Source organism: Acidovorax sp. NO-1 (genome assembly GCF_000238595.1).
GTDB lineage: Bacteria > Pseudomonadota > Gammaproteobacteria > Burkholderiales > Burkholderiaceae_C > Acidovorax.
Genome location: NZ_AGTS01000140.1, coordinates 52,119 through 73,980, shown reverse-complemented (window position 1 = coordinate 73,980; position 21,862 = coordinate 52,119). Strand labels below are relative to the sequence as shown.

Here is a 21,862-nt window from a genome sequence, read left to right as displayed (position 1 = left end):
TAGCGCTTGATGGATAAGCGTTGGCAGCTATATTTTTCATAGTACTGGAACCGGACCGTGGGCCGGGCCACAATACGCGCCATGTCCCATTCCGAAGAACTGCTGGCACAGGTGGCTGCGCTGCCCGCGTTGCCCGGTGTTTACCGCTATTTCGACGCCCAGGGCGCGCTGCTGTATGTGGGCAAGGCGAGGCACCTGAAGCGGCGCGTGTCGAGCTACTTCACCAAGAACCATGGTGGCACACGCATAGGCCACATGGTCAGCAAGATCGAGCGGATGGAGACCACGGTGGTGCGCTCCGAGGCCGAAGCGCTGCTGCTGGAAAACAACCTGATCAAGACGTTGAACCCCCGGTTCAACATCCTGTTCCGCGACGACAAGAGCTACCCGTACCTCAAGATCACCGGCACCGCTGCCGGAGCGGGTGACGCACCGGGTCAAAAGTTTCCGCGCATGGCCTATTACCGGGGGGCTGTGGACAAGCGCCATCGCTATTTCGGGCCTTACCCGAGCGCCTGGGCGGTCAAGGAAACCATCCAGCTACTGCAGAAGGTGTTTCGCCTGCGTACGTGTGAAGACACGGTTTTTGCGAACCGCACGCGGCCTTGCCTGCTGTTCCAGATCAAGCGCTGCACCGGCCCCTGTGTTGATCTCATCTCGCCCGAGGCGTACGCCGCCGACGTGCAGCATGCAGAGGCCCTGCTGCGCGGCGAAACGCAGGAGGTTCTGCAGGCCATGGAGGCGCGGATGATGGAGCATTCCGGCAAGCTCGAATTTGAACAGGCCGCTGAAGTGCGCAACCAGATCCAGGCGCTGTCACGCGTGCTGCACCAGCAATCCATCGAGATCGCGGATGACAAGGACGTGGACATTCTGGCCGTGCGGGTGCAGGGTGGCCGCGCCTGCGTGAACCTGGCCATGGTGCGCGGCGGGCGGCATCTGGGGGATCGACCCTATTTCCCGGTCCATGTGGAAGATGCCGCGGCCGTGTTTGAAGAAGAGGAGGAGGCGCAACCTGAGGGTGCTGGTGCTGAGCCCAGTACGCGGGCTGCGCCTGCCCGTCCTGTCGAAGCGCAGGTGCTGGAGGCCTTCATTGCCCAGCACTACATCGGTGTACCTTTGCCCCCGGTGCTTGTCACCAGCGTGCCGGTGGACAGGGCGCTGATGGAGGCGCTCTCTGCGCAGACGGGCGTGCGCGTGTCGGCCATCCATCAGCCGCGTGAACAGCGCCGTGCCTGGCTGGACATGGCGCAAAAGAATGCAGACCTGCAACTGGCCCGCCTGCTGGCCGAAGAGGGCTCGCAGCAGGCCCGCACCCGCGCCCTGGCCGAGGCGCTGGACCTGCCACCCGAAGACCTCGATCAGCTCACCATCGAGTGTTTCGACATCTCGCACACGGCGGGCGAATCCACCCAGGCGTCGTGTGTTGTGTTCCACCACCACAAGATGCAGAGCAGCGAATACCGCCGCTACAAGATCGAAGGCATCACCGGCGGTGACGACTACGCTGCCATGCGCCAGGTGCTCACGCGCCGCTACAGCAAGGTGGTGGAGGCGCAGCGCGAGGAAGGCGGTATCGACTTTGCCGCCCCGGACGCCGAGGCCGGCACGCCCACCCGCAAGGGGGCGGCGCGCCTGCCCGACCTGGTGCTCATCGACGGCGGCAAGGGCCAGGTGGGCGTGGCGCGCGAGGTGTTCACCGCGCTGGGGCTGGACCTCACCCGCATCGTGGGCGTGGAGAAGGGCGAGGGCCGCAAGGTGGGCCTGGAAGAGCTGGTGTTTGCCGACGGGCGCGAGAAGGTCTACCTGGGCAAGGACTCGGCGGCGCTGATGCTGGTGGCGCAGATCCGCGATGAGGCCCACCGCTTTGCCATCACCGGCATGCGCGCGGCGCGGGCCAAGGTGCGGGTGGGGGGCGGGCAACTGGAAGAAATTGCGGGGGTGGGCCCCAAGAAGCGCGCGCGGTTGTTGCAACGTTTTGGTGGGGTGCGTGGGGTGGCCTCAGCGAGCGTGGAAGACCTGGTCACCGTGGATGGCATCTCGCGCGAGTTGGCAGAAGAAATTTACAAGGCACTGAGATAAGCCCCGTGTGCCGTTCCACGGCTGCGCCGTGACACAATCGCCGCCATGTTCTGGACTATCCCCACCTTGATGACCTGGACGCGCATCGTCGCGATACCTTTGATCGTGGGGGTGTTCTACGCACCGCTGGACCCGGCCACGCGCAATCTGATTGCCACCGTGATGTTCGTGGTGTTCGCCGCCACCGACTGGCTGGACGGATATTTGGCCCGCAAGCTTAACCAGACTTCGTCCTTCGGCGCCTTCCTTGATCCGGTGGCCGACAAGTTTCTGGTGTGTGCGTCGCTGCTGGTGCTGGTGCATCTGCAGCGTGCCGACGTATTTGTGGCCCTCATCATCATCGGCCGCGAGATCGCGATCTCGGCCCTGCGCGAGTGGATGGCACAGATTGGCGCCAGCAAGAGCGTTGCGGTGCACATGATCGGCAAGGTCAAGACGACGGTGCAGATGCTGGCCATTCCCTTCCTGCTGTACGACGGGCGCCTGTTGGGCGTGATCGACACGGGTGTCTGGGGCACCTGGCTCATCTGGGCCTCCGCGGTTCTCACGGTCTGGTCGATGGTGTATTACCTGCAAAAAGCGCTGCCGGAAATCCGTGCGCGCGTGAAATGAACGGTGGCTTGCGCGCCCGATTTCGCCAGCTTTCGAAGGCGTCTGCATGCTTGGCGGCGCGCCACGGGGTCGCGGTAAATCGCGTGTCAATACGGAATGCTGCCCATACGGCGTGTTTGAGACAAAACCTCCCGCAACCCCTGACGCTGCGTGAAATGCGACTAGAATTCAGTACGACGCTGCGCCAAATCAGCGTGTTGTATTGACACCCGGAAACTCGATGGCTTTAATCTGATGCAGCAGCCCATGCTGTGTATGCCAGTCATTCCCCGTCTGACTCTCAACCAGCCACTGGCTGCGCTTTCGGACGTGTGAAGACCAGATATCCACGAGACATTCCATCAACTCTTTTCCCGAGAGGCTTCTTGTGAACAAAACCGAACTGATTGAGCACATCGCTACCAACGCCGACATCTCCAAGGCCGCCGCTGCGCGTGCCCTGGAATCCACGATCGAGGCCGTCAAGAAGACCCTGAAAAAGGGTGGCACCGTTTCGCTCGTCGGTTTCGGTACTTTCGCTGTAGGCAAGCGTGCTGCTCGCACAGGCCGTAATCCCCGCACCGGCGCCACGATTAAAATCAAAGCTGCTAAAGTTCCGAAGTTTCGTCCAGGCAAGGCATTGAAAGATGCCTTGAACTGATGATCAGTTTCAGGTGGGGTCCTTAGCTCAGTTGGTAGAGCGGCTCCTTTACACGGAGTAGGTCGGCGGTTCGAGACCGTCAGGACCCACCACCACCGAACAAAGGCGAACGCAAGTTCGCCTTTTGTTTTTTGCCTTCTGAAAGATCGACCATGTTTGAATCCATCCGCAAGCACTCCAAGATCGTCATGGTCTTATTGTTCTTGCTGATCATTCCATCGTTTGTGCTGGTGGGCATTGACAGCAACTACTTCTCTGAAAAGAGCCCGGTGGTCGCGCGTGTCGATGGCGAGAAGATCAACCAGTCGGACTGGGACAATGCGCATCGCATGGAGACCGATCGCATGCGCGCGCAGTCTCCCTCGATCGATCCCAAGCTTCTGGACTCTCCTCAGGCGCGCTACGCGACGCTGGAACGTCTGGTGCGTGACAGGGTGCTGGCCGCTGCAGCCAAGGACATGCATTTGGTGACGAGCGACTCCCGTTTGGCCCGGAGCCTGCAGGAAATTCCCGCCATCGCCGGTCTCAAGCGTCCCGATGGCACCCTGGATGCCGAGGCGTACCGTGCTTTGGTGGGGGCTCAGGGCCTGACACCGGAAGGCTTTGAGGCCAGTGTTCGCCGCGACCTTTCTGTGAACCAGGTGATGGCTGGCGTGTTGGGCACTGCCTTCGGCACCGATGCCCAGGTCAAGCTGTCGCTCGATCCCCTGTATGAGCAGCGGGAAATTCAGGTGGCCCGCTTCAAGGCATCGGATTTCGCCAGCAAGGTGGCCGCCACCGATGAGGATCTCCAAGCTTACTATCAGGCCAATCCAGCACAGTTCCAGCAACTTGAGCAGGCAGCAGTGGAATACGTGGTGCTCGACCTCGAAAGCGTGCGTGCCGGCATCACCCTCAACGAAGAGGACCTGCGCACTTACTACAAGGAGAATGTGGAGCGTATGGCCGGAAAGGAAGAGCGCCGGGCCAGCCACATTTTGATCAACGCGCCAAAAGACGCGCCTGCTGCGGACCGCGAGAAAGCCAAGTCCCGCGCGATGGAGCTGCTTGACCAGGTACGCAAGGCGCCAGCTACGTTTGCCGACGTGGCAAGCAAGGCGTCGGACGACAAGGGCTCTGCCACGGCAGGAGGCGACCTCAACTTCTTTGGTCGTGGCGCCATGGTCAAGCCGTTTGAAGACGCTGCCTTTGCGCTCAAGAAAGGTGAGGTCAGTGATGTGGTGGAAACCGATTTTGGGTACCACATCATCCAGCTGACTGACATCAAGGCCCCGCGCCTGCCCACATTCGAAGAGTTGCGCCCAACGCTGGAGAGCGAACTCAAGCAGCAACAGGCTCAGCGCAAATTCGCCGAAGTGGCAGAGACGTTCACAAACAGCGTGTACGAGCAGGCGGACAGCCTCAAGCCAGTCGCGGACAAGCTCCAGCTTAAGGTGCAAACGGCTTCCGGTGTCACACGCACGGCCGCCCCGGGTGCAGCCGGCCCGCTGGCCAACGCCAAGTTCCTTGAAGCATTGTTCTCTTCAGACTCGCTTCAGAACAAGCGAAACACCGAAGCTGTTGAAGTGGGCCCCAGCCAGCTTGTAGCAGGGCGTGTGGTTCAGTACACCCCTGCCAAAACGCTTCCGCTGGACGAGGTGCGTGCCCGGGTGCGCGAACTCTACGTTGCGCAGAAAGCCTCGGAGTTGTCTCGCAAAGAAGGCGAGGCGAAGCTTGCAGCATGGAAGGCGTCACCTTCCAGCGCCTCCGGTCTTGGCACAGCGCTCCAGGTTTCGAGGGAGCAGAACCACAATCTGCCTCGTCAGCTTATTGACGCCGCCCTGTATGCACCGACGGATAATGCGCTTCCCGCTTGGGTCGGTGTGGATCTTGGAAACGAAGGCTATGCGGTGGTCAAGGTGAACCGTGTGATTCCTCGCGCAGCTCCAGACACCCAGCGTGCGCAGCAAGAGCGCCAGCAGTACATGCAATGGTGGGCAACGGCTGAAGGACAGGCGTACTACGAATTCCTCAAGAGGCGTTTCAAGGCCGATATCAAGGCGCCACGACCCTCCTCCAATCCGCTGGTCTCAGCAGAAAACTGAGCAACTATCGGCCAAGGTACGAATTTCGAGCTATAATATAAAGCTACGGTGGCTGTAGCTCAGTTGGTAGAGTCCAGGATTGTGATTCCTGTTGTCGTGGGTTCGAGCCCCATCAGCCACCCCAAGTAAACAAAGGAAACCCCGCTATCAATTTGGTAGTGGGGTTTTTTCTTTTCTGTTGCTTGTAGGCAATCTGTAGGCAACTTGCCCGAATGCAGCGCCAGCGGCAGGCGCAAAAAAGCCCCACGGCGGGGGCTTGCGGTGTCATCCCTTGCGGATGTGCCAGTACGGCAGCAGAGCCACGGCGCAGGCCATGCGCAGGCGCAGCGGCAGGGCTTCATGGTTCATTGCTGCCAAAAGCCATTGCAGCGGGTCGCTTGTCTCAGGCAGCCCATGTATCAGGCGGGGCTTGTTGCGGCTACCTAGCGGCCTTCCAGCGCCAGCACGGCGGCCACCTGCGTTCTTTCGTGCACCTCCGCTGCGTCCTTTGATTCCGGCCATTTGCTGATTGCTTTCAACGGGGGGTTATTTTCTGCGCGTGCGAAGCAAGGGGGTGTCGCCAGTTCGCGGATTGCAGACTTTGAACGGCCCCCCACCCCCGCAACTTTTTTTCTTGTACGTTTAGCGTTGCTTGGCTGTACTGCCGGTTTACATGTCGCTCTGCTCAGACTTTGCACCGGCCCCTGCCTCGCGCGCGCGCACGACAAGTTGTGCGTTAGCGTTATCGCAAACCAGAACAGTCGGTTTACATTTCGGCAGGGTGTACGTTTTGACCGTGCCCCCCCACCCTTGCCACACCTCCAGAAAAATATTCTCAACTCGCGGGTGTGTGCAAAAAGGAGACTGAATCGGTTTCCCGGCAGTGCGGCCCAAATTTGAGCCTGCCCCCTACTCAAGCGGCAGGCCATCGCGCCCCAGCCGGAAACCATGCTTACCCAGTGCTGGCCTTTGTGTTCCGGTCAGTGCGGCTATGTCGTGACGGTCAAGGGCTTGCAGGTCGGCCACTAGGACGCGGTGCCCATGCCCCAGCAGCTCAAAGCCAAACGGGCGAACGTTCACGCGAACCCCGGCGGCTTCAAGCGTTTTTGCAGTGTTTTGCATGTGGTGTAAACGGCAGGCCCGAAGGCCCGCCTATCCCTCTTAGCTCAGGATGGCCTCAGCAGTCGCAGCCAGCGGGCGCGGTGTCTTGCTGGGCTTTGCCTGGGTCTGCTCACCATGTCCCAGCCCCACCACATGCGCAGCGTCCGGCCCGGCGAGTTTCACCACATCGCCACCGTCGCCAAACCCCGTGCAATCCACCAGCAGACGGACATTCACCGGCCCACCAGCGCGCAGGCGTTCCACCTCCAGGCGGCGGGTTACATCACCCAGCAGGCGGGACGCGGCGCTTTGTGTGTCGGCAAAGCTCAGTTCAGGCTCTGCCACTGCCTCCAGGCTGCACCGATACCCGGCGGCCTCGATAGAACCCCTCACAGCAGCCTCAGCAGCCAGCGCAGCCCGTAGGCCCTCCAGTGCATCAGCCACGCCTTGCAGGCTCTTTGTGTGCGCCGGTTGGGCTTGTGCATTTACTGCGGCGCTCAGTTCGCTTTGGACGGCTGCCACGGCGGCCCGTTGCGCTTCAACGGCGGGGCGCAGGGTGTCCAGACGCTCGCGCACCTGGGCAAGCTCACGATTGATGCCCGTGCTGTCGTTGCGCTGTGCAGGCTCGCCACGCAGCAGGCGCAGGCCAGCGGCCAGGGGGTCGAACGTATCGGCAGGCGCGGCCAGCAGTCCCAGCAAACGCGATTCCTCGGCAGTGGCTGCATTGAATGCGGCGCTCAGTTCGGCCAGGGTGTTTTGCGCTTCGGTGAAACGGGTGTTTTTGATGATTGCTTGCATGGTGTTCTTTCAAAGTGAAGGGTTCAAACGGCGGGCCATCGTCATGACGGCTGCGCGCTGTTGTTTGGTCAGGTTGTGGGGCATCGCGGCATGGGCTGCAACACCTCGCGCCAGTTGTTCGTGCTGTGCTGTTTCAAACTTCGCCAATGCGGCGGCCAGTTCTCGGGGCGGCTGTTGCCCGGATGATTTTTGGAACATATTTGTCTTTCGGTTGATTGATGGATGCGGGACGGTGCGGCGGTTTGTTATGGCCCCTGCGCCTCGCCCAGTGCCCGCAGTACGTCGCGCAGGTCACGCGCCACAAAGGCCACGCCACCAGCGGCACGGATGCGCGCCAGGAATAGGGCTTGCTCGGGTCGCAGCCGTCCGGCTTGGGCTTTCACTTCCACACCCAGCAAACGGCCATCCTTCATTTGCCCCAGCACGTCAGGGCAGCCCGGCCAGCCGAAACGGATAAAGCGGTTGCCCACCCGTGCGGCTCCGGTGTTCATGCGCTCGGCCCATGCCACGGCGGGATGCGTTCGCAGTGCCTTCAAGACTTCCACCAGGGCGGCAGCCTCGGGGCGGCTGTTGGTTCGGGGTGTCTGTTGTTCCAGTCCGAAAAGGTCAGCAGTCATTGCAAAACCTCCCCACCGGAAACCCCTCCGAAAACCACCCCCCTATTAAAGGGGGGGCGGAGAATTTCGGCGTCGGAACTCTCCGAAAACGGAGAAAACGGAGAATTTCGGCGGGTCACTGTTGCCATAGCCACCCCTCATTGCAGCCCAGCACACCACGCGCCACCAGCCCCGTGATTGCCTCTCTGGTGCGTGAAGTTCGCTTGTCTGTCGGGCATGTCAGCTTGGACGCGGCGGCGGTTATCGCGGCCTCCAGCTCGATGCATGGGCGCAGCGGCGGGGCTCCAGGCTTGCCGGTTGTGCCGTCCTTGAACAATGGGCGCAGAGCATCCAACACCACCCGCTGATTGCCACCCTGGGGCAGCTTCACGGCGCGCACATCCTGGGCGGCGGTGTCGCGCAGCACTACGCACGATGTAATGGCCTCGCCCGTTTCCTCCACTCCCAGCGTTTCCACTTGCAGCTTGAACGGGTGCGCTGTGCCGTCCTGCCCGTCCTTGCTTTTCGCAACCTTCCATTCCCGGCGGTCGCCATCGCGTGAAACCTCGATTGCGGCATCCATCGCAGCGAATAGCGAACTGTGCCCACGCAGGCCAGCGGCGGCATTCTTGCCCGTGTGGTGTACCAGCAGCACTAGGCCACGGGTCATGGCCTGCAAGGTCTTTGCGGCCTCCAGAATCTCGCCCATGTCGCGTGAACTGTTTTCGTCGGCAGTCGGTGCAGCGCGGTTCAAGGTGTCCAGCACCACCACAGCACCAGCAGGCACCACGGCGGCAAGGTCTAGCACGTCCTGCCCATCGGTCAGCTTGAACGGTTGCAGCATCATGCGCAGGCCATCAGGCAGCGCACGGCCCCGGCTAACTTCCCATGCCTGGGCGCGCAGCTTGAACCCGGCTTCACCTTCCAGCGCGGCATAAACCACGGGCGCAGCCTCCACCCGGCAATCAAACCAGCGTTGCCCCTCGGCAATGGCGGCGGCCATGTCAAAGGCCAGGAATGATTTACCGGATGCGCTTGGCCCATACAGCGCAGCAAGCCCCACGGCAGGCAGCACACCACGCACACGCCACGCCAGCGGGGGCAGGTCGCGCAGTTCACCGGCTCCCAGCAGCTTGTAACGCGGCGCGGGCTTTGGGGGCTCTGTTGCAGCCTCCAGCAGTACGGCTAAAACGTCGTGCCCGTCACGTTGCGCCAGGTCGTTTGCATCGAAGTTCTGCACCTCACCTTGGGGCATGTAGGCCACGGCGCATTGCAGTTCACGGGCTATCTTTTCAGCGTCTGATTCTTTGCCCACATCGGGCACCAGCACCAGCCGGGCGGATGCGTCACGCTGGCGCAGGTCAGCAGCCACGCGGGCCATATTTCCAGCCCCAAACGCCACCACAGCAGCATGCCCGGTTGCCTGCCAAACGGCCCACGCTTGCCCCACACCCTCGCACACATACAGCGGCGCACCGGGCACCGGTTCGCCCACGGCAAACGATGCCCCGGCCATCGGCGCACCGGGCAGGTTTAGCTTCTTTCCAGCACCGGGCGGCGGTATCAGTTGCAGGCTTTGCAGCGCACCATCAGCAGCGAATGCAGGCACCACCAAACACCCGGCCATGCTCTGCCCGGCAATGCGCAGCGGGTCGCCAGAAGGCACCACGCGCAGGGCATCCAACGGCACCCCGGCGGCGTGCTTTTGCTGAATGTAGGCATGCCCGTTTGTGGCTTGTTCGCAGCGTGCCCACACCTCAGCGGCACCCATGCCAGGGGCGGGCTTGCGCGGGGGCTCTGCGGCCTTCCTGGGGGCTTGTGGCGGGCGTTGCTGGGGTTTACCGTCCATGCGCCAGCCATTCTCAGCAGCCTTACGGTAGAGGCTTCCGGCTCCCACACCCTTACCCGGCTTGATGCTGCGCCACACATCACGGGCGGCTGCGGCGTCGTAATTGCCAGCCCCGGCGCTCCAAGTGTCGAAGGTGTCGAAGTCCACCCCGGCGGCGTGCGCTCCCATCGCAACCTTCACCCATGAATCGCGGTCTATGTCGGGCGGGATGGCGTGCAATGCGTCGATTGCTTTTGCGGTGTCTCCTATCACGCGGCACCCCCATTCATCGCCAGGGCTTGCGCGGTGTATTTCGGGTCAAGTCGGTACAGCGCAATGATGCGGTCGGGGCTATGTTCCGTGGGGCTTGGAACCTCGATAGTTTCCACGGGCCAGCCCAAGGTGCGCAGCGTGAAAATCACGGCACCCAGTCGCCAGGATTGCGTGCTGTTCTCGAAGTCGGGATGGTCAATCAGGCGGCCATCCATCAACATGCCCAGCGCCTTATCGGCAAGGGTTCCACGCTGGGGCCATGTCGGGCAAAATGGCGGGGGCGGCAGAAACGAAAGTTGTTCACCGTGGGCCCCTTGCGTCTTGGTCGGTGCGGGGGCCTTTCCATTTTGGGTACTGATTTTTTTCATCGTCAGTGGCCCTCAGAATGGAATCGTTTCGTCATCGCCAAACGGCGCTGATTTCAAAGGCTCTTGCGGCGTCCACGGTTCCAGCGTGTCATAACCTTTCAAGCAGCGGGCGGCCTCTTTCAGAATTGCGCGGGCGTGTTCAGGTGTTACCCCGGCGCGGATAAATATCGTCACTGACGCGTCAAACATGCAGGCGGTATCAGGCTCTATGTGCAGCCTCAATTCGTCATATTCAACGGCGGTTATCTTTGCGAAACCCAGCGGCTTGTAGCGCGCTGTTTGCTCCAGGCAGTCACCCAGCGAACCGATAGACGGGCGCTCAACAGGTTGTTGACGGCGGCTCATACTGCCACCCCCAGCACGCGGCGCAGTTCCGACACGGGCCATGCAAGGCGGCCATTGATGCGGATTGGACGGATTGGGCCATCCTCTCGGCAAGCCCAAATGCGAAGGGTTTGCTGTGCGCGGCTCAGGTGTCCGGCGGCCTCGCTAGTGGGCAGTGCAGCGCGGGTTTCTTGCGCCAGTGGGGTAAGCAGTTGGTGTGCCATCGTTGAGTCCCTTTCGGGTTTGTTGCGATGGCTGTATTGGCTTGCTGCAACCCCGGCTGCACGCAATATGCAGCCCCTTGCAATTTGCAAAAAGCCTTATTTCATGCGGGTTGCGCGGGGGTTGTTGCAACCCCTTTGCAACCCCATGGATTGCACTATTTCTTGATTCCGGCGCGCTGCAAAACCTTTTCAATGGTCGGGCGGGACACATTAAATTGCTTCGCCATGGCATTGACGGATGCTCCTCGCCCACGGTTATAAAGGCGCAGAATTTCGGCCTTGTCGACTTCGGTTAGCTTGGGCGGCGTGCCCTTGCTTGTGTCGGGCGCATCGCTGGCGCTGTCTGCCTCCACGGGCGCTGCCTGGGGCTCGGCTTGCGTTGCCTCTGGTGCGGTGTATTCGTCAGCCAGGGCGTGAACGTCATAGCCCACCACGCGGCAATCATCGGGCACGGTTTCAAAGTCGGGTTCACCTGCTACTAGCTCGCCTTTTGTGTAGCGCTGCAAAACACCTTCCACCAACTCGAAACCGTCAAACGTGCGCCAGCTTGCACGGCCAGCGGCGGCCAAATGTTGGCAAGCGGTAAGCGGCAATGTTGCGATAGCACGAGCGGGAACCCTGTTTTCGTTTTCCTGCCCTCCATTGCAATAAATGCCCCCGTCGTGTTTTTGCACCTTCGCTGTGCGGTGAACGATGGCCCTTAGCGTTATCTCGCCACGGGCAGCGGCGCGCAGAAAATCGCCAATGGTGACGGGCTCCCCGGCGTGCTTTGTTGCCATGCTTGCGGCCTCTGCCAGCGTCAAAACATCGGTGTCAACCATTCGGCCACCTGCCCACGGCGTGCGGGGCGTCAGGCGCTCAAACATGGGCGGGAAATATTGAATCTTGGACATAGCACCCCTTCAAAGTGCAGCCCTCATAAGGTGCCCCAGCAGGTCGGTGAAGGTGGCCGACTTTTCGGCAGGATTGCGGCCCTGCCTAGCTGGGGCGAAACGTTTACGCGGCTTGCACCACGCGCAGCGCACCGGGCGCGGCCTTGGCATCAAACACAATTCCGGCCTGTTCCAAAATCCACGCCTCTATGCGCTCATGGTGCACGCGCAGCAGTTCCAACGGGCGCACCTTGTAATGCTTTTCAGCGGTTGCCGATGGCTTGTGGCCTTGAATCTGCGCCACCACCCCGGCAGGCACTTCCAGCCATTCGGTCAGACTGGCAAAGGAGCGGCGCAGGCCATGCAGGGTAAGCCCCTCCAGCCCGGCAGCCTTGCAGGCCCGCGTGTGCGGGTTGTTGGGTTCGGTCAGGCACCCGCTGGCGCTTGTGGGGCTGGAAAACACCCATTCATTGCGGCGGGGCAGGGCGGCCAGCAAGTGCAGCATATAAGGCGTTGCGGGAATCTCGCGTGTGCCTTCCACCTTGTCGCGGATGCTGATTCCCTTCCATTGGGTGTTTACATCCTCCCAGCGAAGCGCCAGCACCTCGCCAGGGCGCGCACCCGTCAGCAGCATCATTTGCAGGCAGGTGGCGATAACTGGGTTCTTTATCTGTTGCACGGCGGCAAACCATGCGGCCAGTTGCTCACGCTGCAACACATCTGATTTCGTCCCTGCCTTGCCCAGCGCCTCGCGTGCTTTCTTGGTCTTGGCGGGGTTTTTGTCGGGCAGCAAGGCGGCATATTCCGCCTGTTCCGCGCACCATGTCAGAAATACGGTCAGCAGTCGCCATGCCAGCCGGGCGGATGATGGGCGGGTTTTGCCTTCATCGGCGGCCCATCGTTCTATCGTGGCTTGGTCAAGGTCTTTCAGCGCCAGCGGCATCAGTGCGGCCAGCGGCCCCGGCTTGGTCAGTTGCTTACCCCCACCACGGCGGCCCGATGGCAAACCCCCGGCCTTTGCCTTGTCGATATGGTCACGGTAGTGCAGGTCGCCCCAAAACGGGCGGCGCTTTTCTAGGTAGTCCGCCCAGACTTCGCCCACGGTTACGGCGGCCACTTTGTCGGCTTTCACCTTTGCAACGGCTGCGGCCCTTTCGGCGGCCTGGGCGGCCTGTTGCTGGCGCTCAAGCTCTCGGGGGTCTTGTCCACTGTCCACCAGCACCTTTAGACGCTGTGCCTCGCCTCTGGCCTTTTCAAGCGGCCAATCGGCGGCAGTGCCGATGCTCAGGCGCAAGGTCGCCCCGTTCAAGCGCGATTCAAACACGTAGGTTTTACGGCCCGTAGGCGTCACACGCAGCGCCAGTGCTGGGGCTTCGGTGTCCCATAGAAAAGCCTGGGATTTACCAGCCGGGCAGGTGAAGGCGTCAACCCGGCCAGCGGTCAGCCTCACGCGGTTTTGTGGCTTGCTCATGGTGCCCCTTCGAAATCTGTAGGCAATCTGTAGGCAAATTCAGTAGAAATTGCCGAATTTCAATCAACGATAAGGCTGTTCACTTGTCCAGTGCTTTACGCCTAAGTTGTTGATTTGTATTGATTCTATCAGCATCAATCAACGGGGTGAAATACTAAAAAGTCAGGATTGTGATTCCTGTTGTCGTGGGTTCGAGCCCCATCAGCCACCCCAAATAATCAAAAGGCGCTGCAACTTTGGTTGCAGCGCCTTTTTGTTTGGCTTGCCGGCAGTTCTGGCACTACGTTGTGTCCATCCCATCATGGTGTTTCTTTGCTGATTGGCTCCATGGATTTGCGTTGGGGATCGACGGTGAAGCGCATACTGCGCATTCAACTCTCTCAGGAAGTTTTATGAGTCATGTGATCCGCGATGCGTCGCCCAGTGAAAAGCGTGGCAATGCCATGGCAGCTGCCCTTGCAAAGGAGCAACTCGAATATGCGGTCCAGATCGTGCGGGAAGTGCTGCCCCAGAGCGCTGGTGACGGCGCGATTGTCGGTGCGGTGGTGCAGGCCATTGCGATGAACTATGCCGCTGTTCCGCAGCCGAATCGATAGTTGACCCGGCCCCTTGTGGCGGGCCAGACTCGCGAGCAATCCTGCCGGGCGTTTCAGTGCGACGCGACAGCACGAGGTGCCGTCGCAACAAAAAGCCCTGACTCTTGCGAATCAGGGCTTTTTATATGGTGCCGGAGAGATGAATCGAACACCCGACCTTCTCATTACGAACTCCGGCGCGAACTGCTGTCAATTGTCGCCAATTGCTGTCTTCACTCTAGACGAAATGATTTTAACAGCCCGCAGTAGTGCCGGTTTATGCCGAACTTTGGTAGCAACTGTGACATAGCTGTGACGCGGCCCGCGAGTGCCTAGTCAGCTTCGCCTAGACTGGGCCGAAGACGGAGCAACCTCGTGGCACAACAACCCTCCACCTCATCTGAGTCCACAAACGACCGGACGGCCCAGCAATGGGCTTGGCAATTTCTTCGCCGCAATCCCGATTACGTCGCTGCATATGAGTTGATTGTTGGCGCCGATTGAATCTTGACAGTGTGTGCCGATCCAACTTTGATAGGGGGCGTGTAGCCAGTATCTGCTAGGCTGGCTGTGGATAACTATAGCCTCCTACTGGGCTTGCACCTCCAGACTGGTTTCTGTTTTTCTATTCATTTCTCTGGATTTGATCTTTCCCTTTGCCTCCTTGGAGCTGTGGCGGAAGCGGTAGGACTCATTGCCGGTTTCAACGATGTGGCAGTGATGGGTGAGCCGGTCCAGCAGTGCCGTGGTCATCTTGGCATCACCGAAGACAGCGGACCACTCGGCAAACGTCAGGTTGGTGGTGATCAGAACGCTGGTGTGCTCATAGAGTTTGGACAGCAGATGGAACAGCAATGCTCCACCGGCCTGGCTGAATGGCAGGTATCCAAGTTCATCCAGAATGACCAGGTCCATGCGCATCAAGCTCATGGCTATGCGCCCCGGATTTCCCTTGGCCTTCTCTTGCTCCAACGCATTGACCAGATCCACCGTCGAGTAGAACCGGACACGTTTGGAATGGTGCGTCAGCCCATTGATTCCCAGCGCCGTTGCCAAGTGGGTTTTGCCGGTGCCAGGACCACCAATCAGGACAACGTTCTGCGCATCGTCGGTGAAGCTCAGGTCCGCCAACCTCTTGATCAGCACCTTGTCCACGGGTGAGACCTCGAAGTCGAAGCCAGCAAGATCCCGGTGAATCGGGAAGCGTGCTGCTTTCATCTGGTGGGCAATCGAGCGCATATGCCGATCCACGTCTTCCGCTTGAAGCAGGTGCTCTATCAGCCAGCGCGAGCTCTGAATCGAGGAGCCGCCATCCTGCTCCATAAGGTCAGCCCAGGCACTGACCATGCCATTCAGGCGCAGTGCCTTGAGCCCGCTTTGCACATCGCGTTTGGATTCAGACATGGATGACCCCTTGGTTATCGTTGTGGGTAGGGCGCAAACGGTCGTAGCGCGCGGTATCGGCCAGCGGGAGGTTGGTCAGTTGCAATGTGGTTTTGGCATGCTCCGGCCTGGGTGGCGCATTCAGCCTAGCCAGCACATTGCGCACATGCTCAGCACTGACACTTCCATTGGGCGTGGCACCTTCAAGGACAAGATCAACCGCCACCAGTACTGCGTCCAAGCCCGCCTGCGGCACGCTGGCCAGCACCTGTGCCATGGTGCGGTCACCGCCAGGGTGCCTCAGAAGGGATTTGCGCAAGCGCTGCAAGGGCTCAGGCAAGTCCAGGAACGGCGCACCGTTGCGCAGTGCGCCGGGCTTGCGCTGCACGAGTTCAATGTAGTGCTGCCAGTCATAGGTGACTTGGCCACTGCCCGGCGTGCGGGCGTGGCTGGCGATGATGGTTTGCGCGCAGGCAATGTCCACCCGATTGGGGTACAGACGCGTGCTGACCAGGTGCCCAGCCCATTCGCAAGGAACGGAGTAGCGATTGCGCGCCACCGCCACCAGACATGTACTACTCACCCGCGCGGGCTTCTCCACATACCCATCAAACAGCACAGGCATGGACATGAGGTGGGGGCGCTCCAACTCCAACATCTCTGCCACCGTGAACTGCTTGTGGATCGGATGCACGGAGTCGGACCACACCGAGCGACACCGCTCGCCCAGCCATGCATTGAGTTCGGCAAACGATCCGAAGCGCCTGCTGGCGGCCTCGATCCAGATCCGCCTGCGACTGTCCTGCACGTTCTTCTCCACCACCCCTTTCTCCCAGCCCGAGGCGACGTTGCAGAAGTCCGGATCAAACAGGTAGTGGCTGCACATGGCCGAGAAGCGTGCGTTGACGATGCGCCCCTTGCCTTTCTTGACCTTGTCCACCGCCGTCTTCATGTTGTCGTAGATGCCACGCCTGGCAACGCCTCCCAATGCATGGAAGGAGCGGGTATGGGCATCGAACAGCATCTCATGGCCCTGCCCAGGGTAGGCAACAAGCCAGAAGGCACGACTGGCGCAGAGCTTCAGATGGGCCACTTGCAGTTTGTAGAACACTCCACCAACCAGCAGTCCTTCCTCGCTCCAGTCGAACTGGAAGGCCTCGCCCAACTCGAAGCTCAGCGGCACAAAGGCCTTGGCGGGATCCTTGGCGCTATCCACCCGCCATGCTCGAATGAAGTCAGTCACGGCGCTATAGCCACCCCGGTATCCCTGAGCCTGGATCTGGGCAAACAGCGCCTTGCCACTGCGCCTTGCGTTCTTGGCCCGGTGCGCATCCGTGCGCAGGGCCTGCTCCAGCACCGCCACAAATGGCGTGAGCTTGCCATCAGCCTTCTTGCGCTCGTACTTCGGGGGTATGTCTCCGGGGGCCTTGAGCCACTTCTTGACCGTGTTTCTGGCCAGTCCCGTTCTTCTGCAAATCTCTCCGTCAGAGAGTTGGTCGCGCCACTTCATGCGCCTGACCTTGCCAATCATGTCCATGGTGATCACCTCTTACATCCCTGCTGAAAAATTCAGCAGGGCAGTTGAACACCCCTGTCAATTTTGGATCGGCACCAGACCTTTCAGACTGTCAGTTTTCGGTCGGCGACAACACCATTGCTTGGCGTCTGTCTTTCGCAAGAAAGTTTTCGACTGCGGCGGATAGCCTTGGATACGGACCTGAGCTTGGTAGCTCACTTTACCGTTTTGGTCTTTGCGTTCACGGATAGCAGCCATGTTGTGTTTTGTGTACGGTCAGCGAAATGTGACGGCACAAGAACTGGCTGGAGAGAGATGGCACTGTTGTTCAGTGCTGCCAAATTGTGCCGTCTACTGTGACTTGAGTGTGACAGGAGACGGCACTTTGGACAACAAAGACTCGTAAGTCGTTGATTTTATTGGTGCCGGAGAGATGAATCGAACACCCGACCTTCTCATTACGAATGAGCTGCTCTACCGACTGAGCTACACCGGCTTAGCCTCGCATTATAGCGTGGAATGGTAGCTCGTCACCCGCTCGACCTCATTTTTTGACCCGAGGATCACGCTGACGCGCTCATGCAACTGGGTAGGCTGTATGTCGAGGATGCGCTGCTTGCCATTGGTGGCCGCGCCGCCCGCCTGTTCGACCAGCCAGCCCATGGGGTTGGCTTCGTACATGAGGCGCAGCTTGCCGGGCTTGTTGGGCTCGCGCTTGTCCCAGGGGTACATGAACACGCCGCCACGGGTCAGGATGCGGTGCACATCGGCCACCATGCTGGCAATCCAGCGCATGTTGAAGTCCTTGCCGCGCGGGCCTTCCTTGCCTTGCAGGCATTCGTCGATGTAGCGCTTCACGGGTTCGTCCCAGTGGCGCATGTTGCTCATGTTGATCGCGAACTCTTTGGTGTCCTCGGGGATGCGAACGTTTTCTTCGGTCAGAACAAAGGAGCCCTGCTCCCGGTCGAGGGTGAACATGGCCACGCCGTCGCCCACCGTGAGCACGAGGGTGGTTTGAGGGCCGTAAATGCAGTAGCCGGCGGCTACTTGCTGGTTGCCGGGCTGCAGGAAGTCGCCTTCATCCACTCCGCGGTCGTCTTCGGGCATTTTCAGCACACTGAAGATGGTGCCTATGCTCACGTTGACGTCGATATTGCTGGAGCCGTCCAGGGGGTCGAACAGGAGCAGGTATTCGCCCTTGGGGTAGCGGTTGGGCACAACATAGATCCCATCCATTTCCTCCGAGGCCATCCCAGCCAGATGGCCGCCCCATTCATTGGCTTCGATAAGCACTTCGTTGGCGATGATGTCCAGCTTTTTCTGGATTTCGCCTTGTATGTTCTCGCTGCTGGCGCTGCCCAGCACGCCGCCCAGAGCGCCTTTGTTGACAGCGTGGCTGATGCTCTTGCAGGCGCGCGCCACGACCTCCAGAAGCAGGCGCAGTTGTCCGGGAATGTGGCCATCCACCCGTTGCTGCTCAACAAGGTAGCGGGTCAGGCTGATGCGCTTGGTCATGAGTCGGTCTCTTTCGTGAAAATCAGTCGGCCAGCGCGCGGGTCACCACCTCGCGCACATCGTTGGAGAGGTCGGGCTTGGCGGCTACGCGGGCGATCGCTTCGCGGGCGGCGCTGCGCCAGGGATCCGCCAACTTCTTCCACCGGTCCAGCGCGCGCGCGAGGCGGGCGGCGACCTGCGGGTTGATGGCATCGAGCTCGATCACACGGTCGCTCCAGAACACGTAGCCCGCCGCATCGGCCCGGTGGAAGGCGCCGGGGTTGGCGCTGCAGTAGCTGAAGATCACGCTGCGCGCACGGTTGGGGTTCTTCAGGCTGAAGTCTGGATGCGCCATGAGCTGGCGCACTGCGGGCAGCACGTTGCCGCCACGGTCGGGCGCACCAGCCTGCAGTGCAAACCACTTGTCGATGACCAGGGGCTCGTCCTTGAACAGCGCATGGAAGCGGGCCAGCGCAGGAGCGGCCAGCTCGCTGCCGCTGACCACCAAGGCAGTCAGGGCGTTGAAGCGGTCGGTCATGTTGGTGGCCACCTTGAAGCGCTGGTAGGCCTTGCCAGGCCAGACCACATCGCCCGTTTTTTGCGCGGCGATACACAGCATGTGCAGCGCCAGGCCGCTGAGGGCGCGGCGGCCCGACGATACGGGGTCAGGGCTGTAGCCACCGGTGTCCTGGTTTTGCTCCCAGGCCGCTTCCCAGTCGGCCTGAAGCGACAGGGCCAACTGCTCGCGCATGCCTTCGCGCACGGCATGGATGCGCTGTGGGTCCACCACCGCAAGCTGCTCTGCAATGTAGGTTTCGGATGGCAGCGTGAGCACCAGCTCTTTGAAGGCTGCATCGAGTGCCGGGTTGCGTAGCACGCTGCGCATGCCGTCCACAAACTCTGCAGAGAGAATCTGATGGTCGAATTGGCCGCTGGCGCTTGTCCCCATTGCGCTATCAGCTATTGCATTGATAGCGGTCCGAAGCGCAAGGCGTTGCCCTGCTTCCCAACGGTTGAAGGCGTCGGCGTCGTGCGCCAGCAAGGTGAGCAACTGCGCATCGGTGTAGTCGATGTCCAGCACCACCGGGGCGCTGAAACCGCGCAACAGCGATGGCACGGGCTCGGCGTCCAGGTTGGTGAAGGTCAGGGTCTGCGATGCCTCGGTGAGCACCACCACGCGCGAGGTGGTGGGGGCTGCGCCTTCTGCAGCCCCTTCGCCCGCAAGGTGCAAGGGCAGGGCGGCACCGGTGGTGGCATCGATCAGGCCCAGTTCCACCGGGATGACGAAGGGCTGCTTCTCGCCCTGGCCCGGCGTGGACGCGCAGCTTTGCGACAGCGTGAGTGCATAGCAGCGCGTGGCAGCGTCGTAGCGGCCCGTGGCGCGCACGCGGGGCGTGCCGGCCTGGCTGTACCAGCGCTTGAACTGCGCGAGGTGCTGCGTGAGCGGGCTGGCCGGGTTGGCATCGGCGATGGCCTGCACAAAATCGTCGCAGGTCACGGCCTGGCCGTCGTGGCGCTCGAAGTACAGCTTCATGCCCTTGGCAAAGCCTTCTCGGCCCACCAGGTTGTGCTGCATACGCACCACCTCGGCACCCTTTTCGTAGATGGTGACGGTGTAGAAGTTGTTGATCTCGACATAGCTGTCGGGACGCACCGGGTGGGCCATGGGGCCCGCGTCTTCGGGGAACTGGGCGGTGCGCAGCACGCGCACGTCTTCGATGCGCTTGACGGCGCGGGCCGACGGGCTGCCCGCCAGGTCCATGCTGAATTCCTGGTCGCGGAAGACCGTGAGGCCTTCCTTCAGGCTCAGCTGGAACCAGTCGCGGCAGGTCACGCGGTTGCCCGTCCAGTTGTGGAAGTACTCGTGGCCGACCACGCTCTCGATGTTGGCGAAGTCGGTGTCGGTGGCGGTGGCTTCGCTGGCCAGAACGTACTTCGTGTTGAAGATGTTCAGGCCCTTGTTCTCCATGGCGCCCATGTTGAAGTCGCTGGTGGCGACGATCATGAAGCGCTCCAGGTCCAGCGGCAGGCCGAAGCGGGCTTCGTCCCAGGCCACGCTGTACATCAGCGAGTTCATGGCGTGTTCCGTCTTGCCCAGGTCGCCGGGGCGCACGTACACCTGCAGCAGATGGTCGGTGCCCGATCGGCTCTTGATGCGCTGCTCGCGCGCCACCAGCTTGCCCGCCACCAGGGCGAACAGGTAGCAGGGCTTCTTGTGGGGATCGACCCATTTGGCAAAGTGGCGGCCGTCTTCCAGGTCGCCGCTGTCCACCAGATTGCCGTTACTCAGCAGCACCGGGTACTGGGCCTTGTCGGCGCGCAGGGTGACGGTGTAGCTGGCCATCACGTCCGGGCGGTCCAGGAAGTAGGTAATGCGGCGAAAGCCCTCGGCCTCGCACTGCGTGAAGAAGGTGCCCTGGCTCACGTACAAGCCCATGAGCTGCGTGTTCTTGGCGGGGCAGCAGGTGGTGAAGATTTCGAGCGCAAAGGGCTCGGCGCCCTCCGGCAGGTTCTCCAGCACCAGGCGGGTGCCCTCCATCTTGAACGAGGTGCCCTGGCCGTTGACCAGCACGCGCGCCAGGTTCAGGTCATCGCCATCGAGCTTGAGCGGCTGCGCGGCGACCTCGGGGTTGCGGCGCAGCGTCATGCGGTTGAGCACGCGCGTCTTGTTCGGGTCCAGGTCGAAGGTCAGCTCGACGCTGTCGATCCAGTAGGCGGGGGCGGTGTAGTCCTCGCGGCGGATGGCGGCGGCCGGGCCTGCGCCGTCTGCGCTACCGTCTGCGCTATGCAGTTGCAACATGGATGCTCTCCAGAAAGTCGGTGTTCATGAGTTCGGTGTAGTCGCGCACGGCAGCCAGCACATGGGGCCCCGCCAGTTGTTCGGGCGTGTGGGTGCTGCAGATGGCCACGGCGCGCATGCCGGCGCGGCGTGCGGCCTCAATGCCAAAAGGCGCGTCTTCAAAAACGATGCAGTGCTCGGGGGCTGCCGCAATGCGGCGTGCCGCCTCCAGAAAGATGGCGGGCTGGGGCTTGCCAGGCAGGCCCTCGTCTCCGCGCACGATGGCCTGCGGGGCGGGTTGCAGGCCCAGGTGGCCCAGGGCGAATTCCACATTGCCGCTGTCGCCCGCCGTACCCACGGCCACCTTCAGGCCGCATGCACGCACCTGGGCGGCAAACTGGCGGAAACCCGCCACTTCAGAAAAGCGGGGTGCAAACAGCTCGCGGTAGATGGTTTCTTTCTCGTGCGTGAGCGCGTCCGCCTCGTCCTGCGACACGGCCCGGCCCAGCAGCTCCACGATGCACTCGGTACCGTTCTTGCCCGTGGTGCGCGCCATGAGAGCGGGCACATCGACGTCCATGCCACGGCGGCGTGCAAACTCGACCCACGCCTGGGCGTGCCAGGGCATGGAGTCGATCATGGTGCCGTCCATGTCGAAGATGATGGCGTCGGTGCGCATCGTCAGCATCGCTCTAAAGCTGTGCCAGCGAACATGACACGGCTTGCCACTGCGCGACTATGACCTCGCCGTTGCCTGGTTTGGATAGTGAATAAATCCATCCAAAAATTCTTTTTTGAAACTGAGCTATCAGATGCTAGTTGCATGGAATTATTTACTAATCGAGTTGCAGGGATTTTTGTGA

Annotated in this window: 20 protein-coding genes and 3 tRNA genes; 8 read left to right on the top strand and 15 right to left on the bottom strand. The window is 61.2% G+C overall.

Features of this window, described 5'->3' with window-relative positions:
• The first annotated feature begins 81 nt into the window (after nt 1-81).
• The 6 genes from uvrC to KYG_RS19630 all read left to right on the top strand — a co-directional run bounded on the left by uvrC (nt 82) and on the right by KYG_RS19630 (nt 5,542).
• Nucleotides 82-2,082, top strand: coding sequence for an excinuclease ABC subunit UvrC (gene uvrC / locus KYG_RS19655; protein WP_008906677.1), 2,001 nt, complete (start codon nt 82-84; stop codon nt 2,080-2,082).
• Between the two features lie 45 nt (nt 2,083-2,127).
• Nucleotides 2,128-2,694: a CDP-diacylglycerol--glycerol-3-phosphate 3-phosphatidyltransferase gene (gene pgsA, locus KYG_RS19650; protein WP_008906676.1), complete on the top strand. Its 567-nt coding sequence runs from the start codon at nt 2,128-2,130 to the stop codon at nt 2,692-2,694.
• 367 nt (nt 2,695-3,061) lie between these two features.
• On the top strand, nt 3,062-3,334 hold the full coding sequence (locus tag KYG_RS19645; protein ID WP_008906675.1) for an HU family DNA-binding protein: 273 nt from the start codon (nt 3,062-3,064) through the stop codon (nt 3,332-3,334).
• A 16-nt stretch (nt 3,335-3,350) separates the two neighbouring features.
• Nucleotides 3,351-3,426 (top strand) — tRNA-Val (locus KYG_RS19640).
• A 60-nt stretch (nt 3,427-3,486) separates the two neighbouring features.
• Nucleotides 3,487-5,418 (top strand): SurA N-terminal domain-containing protein, encoded by a 1,932-nt coding sequence (locus KYG_RS19635; protein WP_008906674.1) that lies wholly within the window; start codon nt 3,487-3,489, stop codon nt 5,416-5,418.
• A 48-nt stretch (nt 5,419-5,466) separates the two neighbouring features.
• A tRNA-His gene (locus tag KYG_RS19630) sits at nt 5,467-5,542 on the top strand.
• Between the two features lie 1,016 nt (nt 5,543-6,558).
• On the opposite strand, the gene KYG_RS19625 is transcribed toward KYG_RS19630, so the two are convergent.
• The 8 genes from KYG_RS19625 to KYG_RS19600 all read right to left on the bottom strand — a co-directional run bounded on the left by KYG_RS19625 (nt 6,559) and on the right by KYG_RS19600 (nt 13,252).
• The gene (locus KYG_RS19625) at nt 6,559-7,296 is read right to left on the bottom strand and encodes a hypothetical protein (protein ID WP_008906672.1); all 738 of its coding nucleotides are present in this window, start codon (nt 7,294-7,296) and stop codon (nt 6,559-6,561) included.
• A 9-nt stretch (nt 7,297-7,305) separates the two neighbouring features.
• Nucleotides 7,306-7,494 (bottom strand): hypothetical protein, encoded by a 189-nt coding sequence (locus KYG_RS24545; protein WP_139019423.1) that lies wholly within the window; start codon nt 7,492-7,494, stop codon nt 7,306-7,308.
• Nucleotides 7,495-7,541: 47 nt separating this feature from the next.
• Nucleotides 7,542-7,913, bottom strand: coding sequence for a VRR-NUC domain-containing protein (locus KYG_RS19620; protein WP_008906671.1), 372 nt, complete (start codon nt 7,911-7,913; stop codon nt 7,542-7,544).
• A 115-nt stretch (nt 7,914-8,028) separates the two neighbouring features.
• Nucleotides 8,029-9,993, bottom strand: a complete 1,965-nt coding sequence (locus tag KYG_RS19615) for an AAA family ATPase (protein WP_034695466.1) — start codon at nt 9,991-9,993, stop codon at nt 8,029-8,031.
• Nucleotides 9,990-10,214 carry a hypothetical protein gene (locus tag KYG_RS19610; protein WP_008906669.1) on the bottom strand — a complete coding sequence of 75 codons (225 nt, stop codon included), beginning with the start codon at nt 10,212-10,214 and terminating at the stop codon, nt 9,990-9,992. The genes KYG_RS19615 and KYG_RS19610 overlap by 4 nt, the downstream gene beginning before the upstream one ends.
• A gap of 159 nt (nt 10,215-10,373) precedes the next feature.
• Nucleotides 10,374-10,706 (bottom strand): hypothetical protein, encoded by a 333-nt coding sequence (locus tag KYG_RS24540; protein ID WP_139019422.1) that lies wholly within the window; start codon nt 10,704-10,706, stop codon nt 10,374-10,376.
• Nucleotides 10,707-11,064: 358 nt separating this feature from the next.
• On the bottom strand, nt 11,065-11,802 hold the full coding sequence (locus KYG_RS19605) for a helix-turn-helix domain-containing protein (protein WP_008906668.1): 738 nt from the start codon (nt 11,800-11,802) through the stop codon (nt 11,065-11,067).
• Nucleotides 11,803-11,905: 103 nt separating this feature from the next.
• Entirely contained in the window at nt 11,906-13,252 is a 1,347-nt protein-coding gene (locus KYG_RS19600) for a site-specific integrase (RefSeq protein WP_008906667.1), read from the bottom strand.
• Between the two features lie 392 nt (nt 13,253-13,644).
• On the opposite strand from KYG_RS19600, the gene KYG_RS19595 reads away from it, so the two are divergent.
• A complete protein-coding gene (locus tag KYG_RS19595; protein ID WP_008906666.1) occupies nt 13,645-13,848 on the top strand; it encodes a hypothetical protein in 204 nt (67 codons plus the stop codon).
• A gap of 354 nt (nt 13,849-14,202) precedes the next feature.
• Nucleotides 14,203-14,331, top strand: a complete 129-nt coding sequence (locus tag KYG_RS25550) for a transcriptional regulator domain-containing protein (RefSeq protein WP_369750076.1) — start codon at nt 14,203-14,205, stop codon at nt 14,329-14,331.
• A gap of 84 nt (nt 14,332-14,415) precedes the next feature.
• Here the strand turns inward: KYG_RS25550 and istB are convergent, their stop codons facing one another.
• The 7 genes from istB to KYG_RS19565 form a co-directional block, all read right to left on the bottom strand.
• Complete coding sequence (gene istB / locus KYG_RS19590; RefSeq protein ID WP_008906665.1) at nt 14,416-15,231, bottom strand: IS21-like element helper ATPase IstB; 816 nt, start codon at nt 15,229-15,231, stop codon at nt 14,416-14,418.
• The gene (gene istA / locus KYG_RS19585) at nt 15,224-16,747 is read right to left on the bottom strand and encodes an IS21 family transposase (protein ID WP_034695485.1); all 1,524 of its coding nucleotides are present in this window, start codon (nt 16,745-16,747) and stop codon (nt 15,224-15,226) included. Before istA ends, istB begins: the two co-directional genes overlap by 8 nt.
• Before the next feature lie 57 nt (nt 16,748-16,804).
• A complete protein-coding gene (locus tag KYG_RS24055; protein ID WP_085942624.1) occupies nt 16,805-16,984 on the bottom strand; it encodes a hypothetical protein in 180 nt (59 codons plus the stop codon).
• 162 nt (nt 16,985-17,146) lie between these two features.
• Nucleotides 17,147-17,222, bottom strand: a tRNA-Thr gene (locus KYG_RS19580).
• 11 nt (nt 17,223-17,233) lie between these two features.
• Nucleotides 17,234-18,241 carry a class 1 fructose-bisphosphatase gene (locus tag KYG_RS19575; RefSeq protein WP_008906663.1) on the bottom strand — a complete coding sequence of 336 codons (1,008 nt, stop codon included), beginning with the start codon at nt 18,239-18,241 and terminating at the stop codon, nt 17,234-17,236.
• A gap of 22 nt (nt 18,242-18,263) precedes the next feature.
• Nucleotides 18,264-21,020 (bottom strand): aminopeptidase N, encoded by a 2,757-nt coding sequence (gene pepN, locus KYG_RS19570; protein WP_008906662.1) that lies wholly within the window; start codon nt 21,018-21,020, stop codon nt 18,264-18,266.
• The gene (locus KYG_RS19565) at nt 21,004-21,678 is read right to left on the bottom strand and encodes an HAD family phosphatase (RefSeq protein WP_034695481.1); all 675 of its coding nucleotides are present in this window, start codon (nt 21,676-21,678) and stop codon (nt 21,004-21,006) included. Before KYG_RS19565 ends, pepN begins: the two co-directional genes overlap by 17 nt.
• Nucleotides 21,679-21,862: the final 184 nt, after the last annotated feature.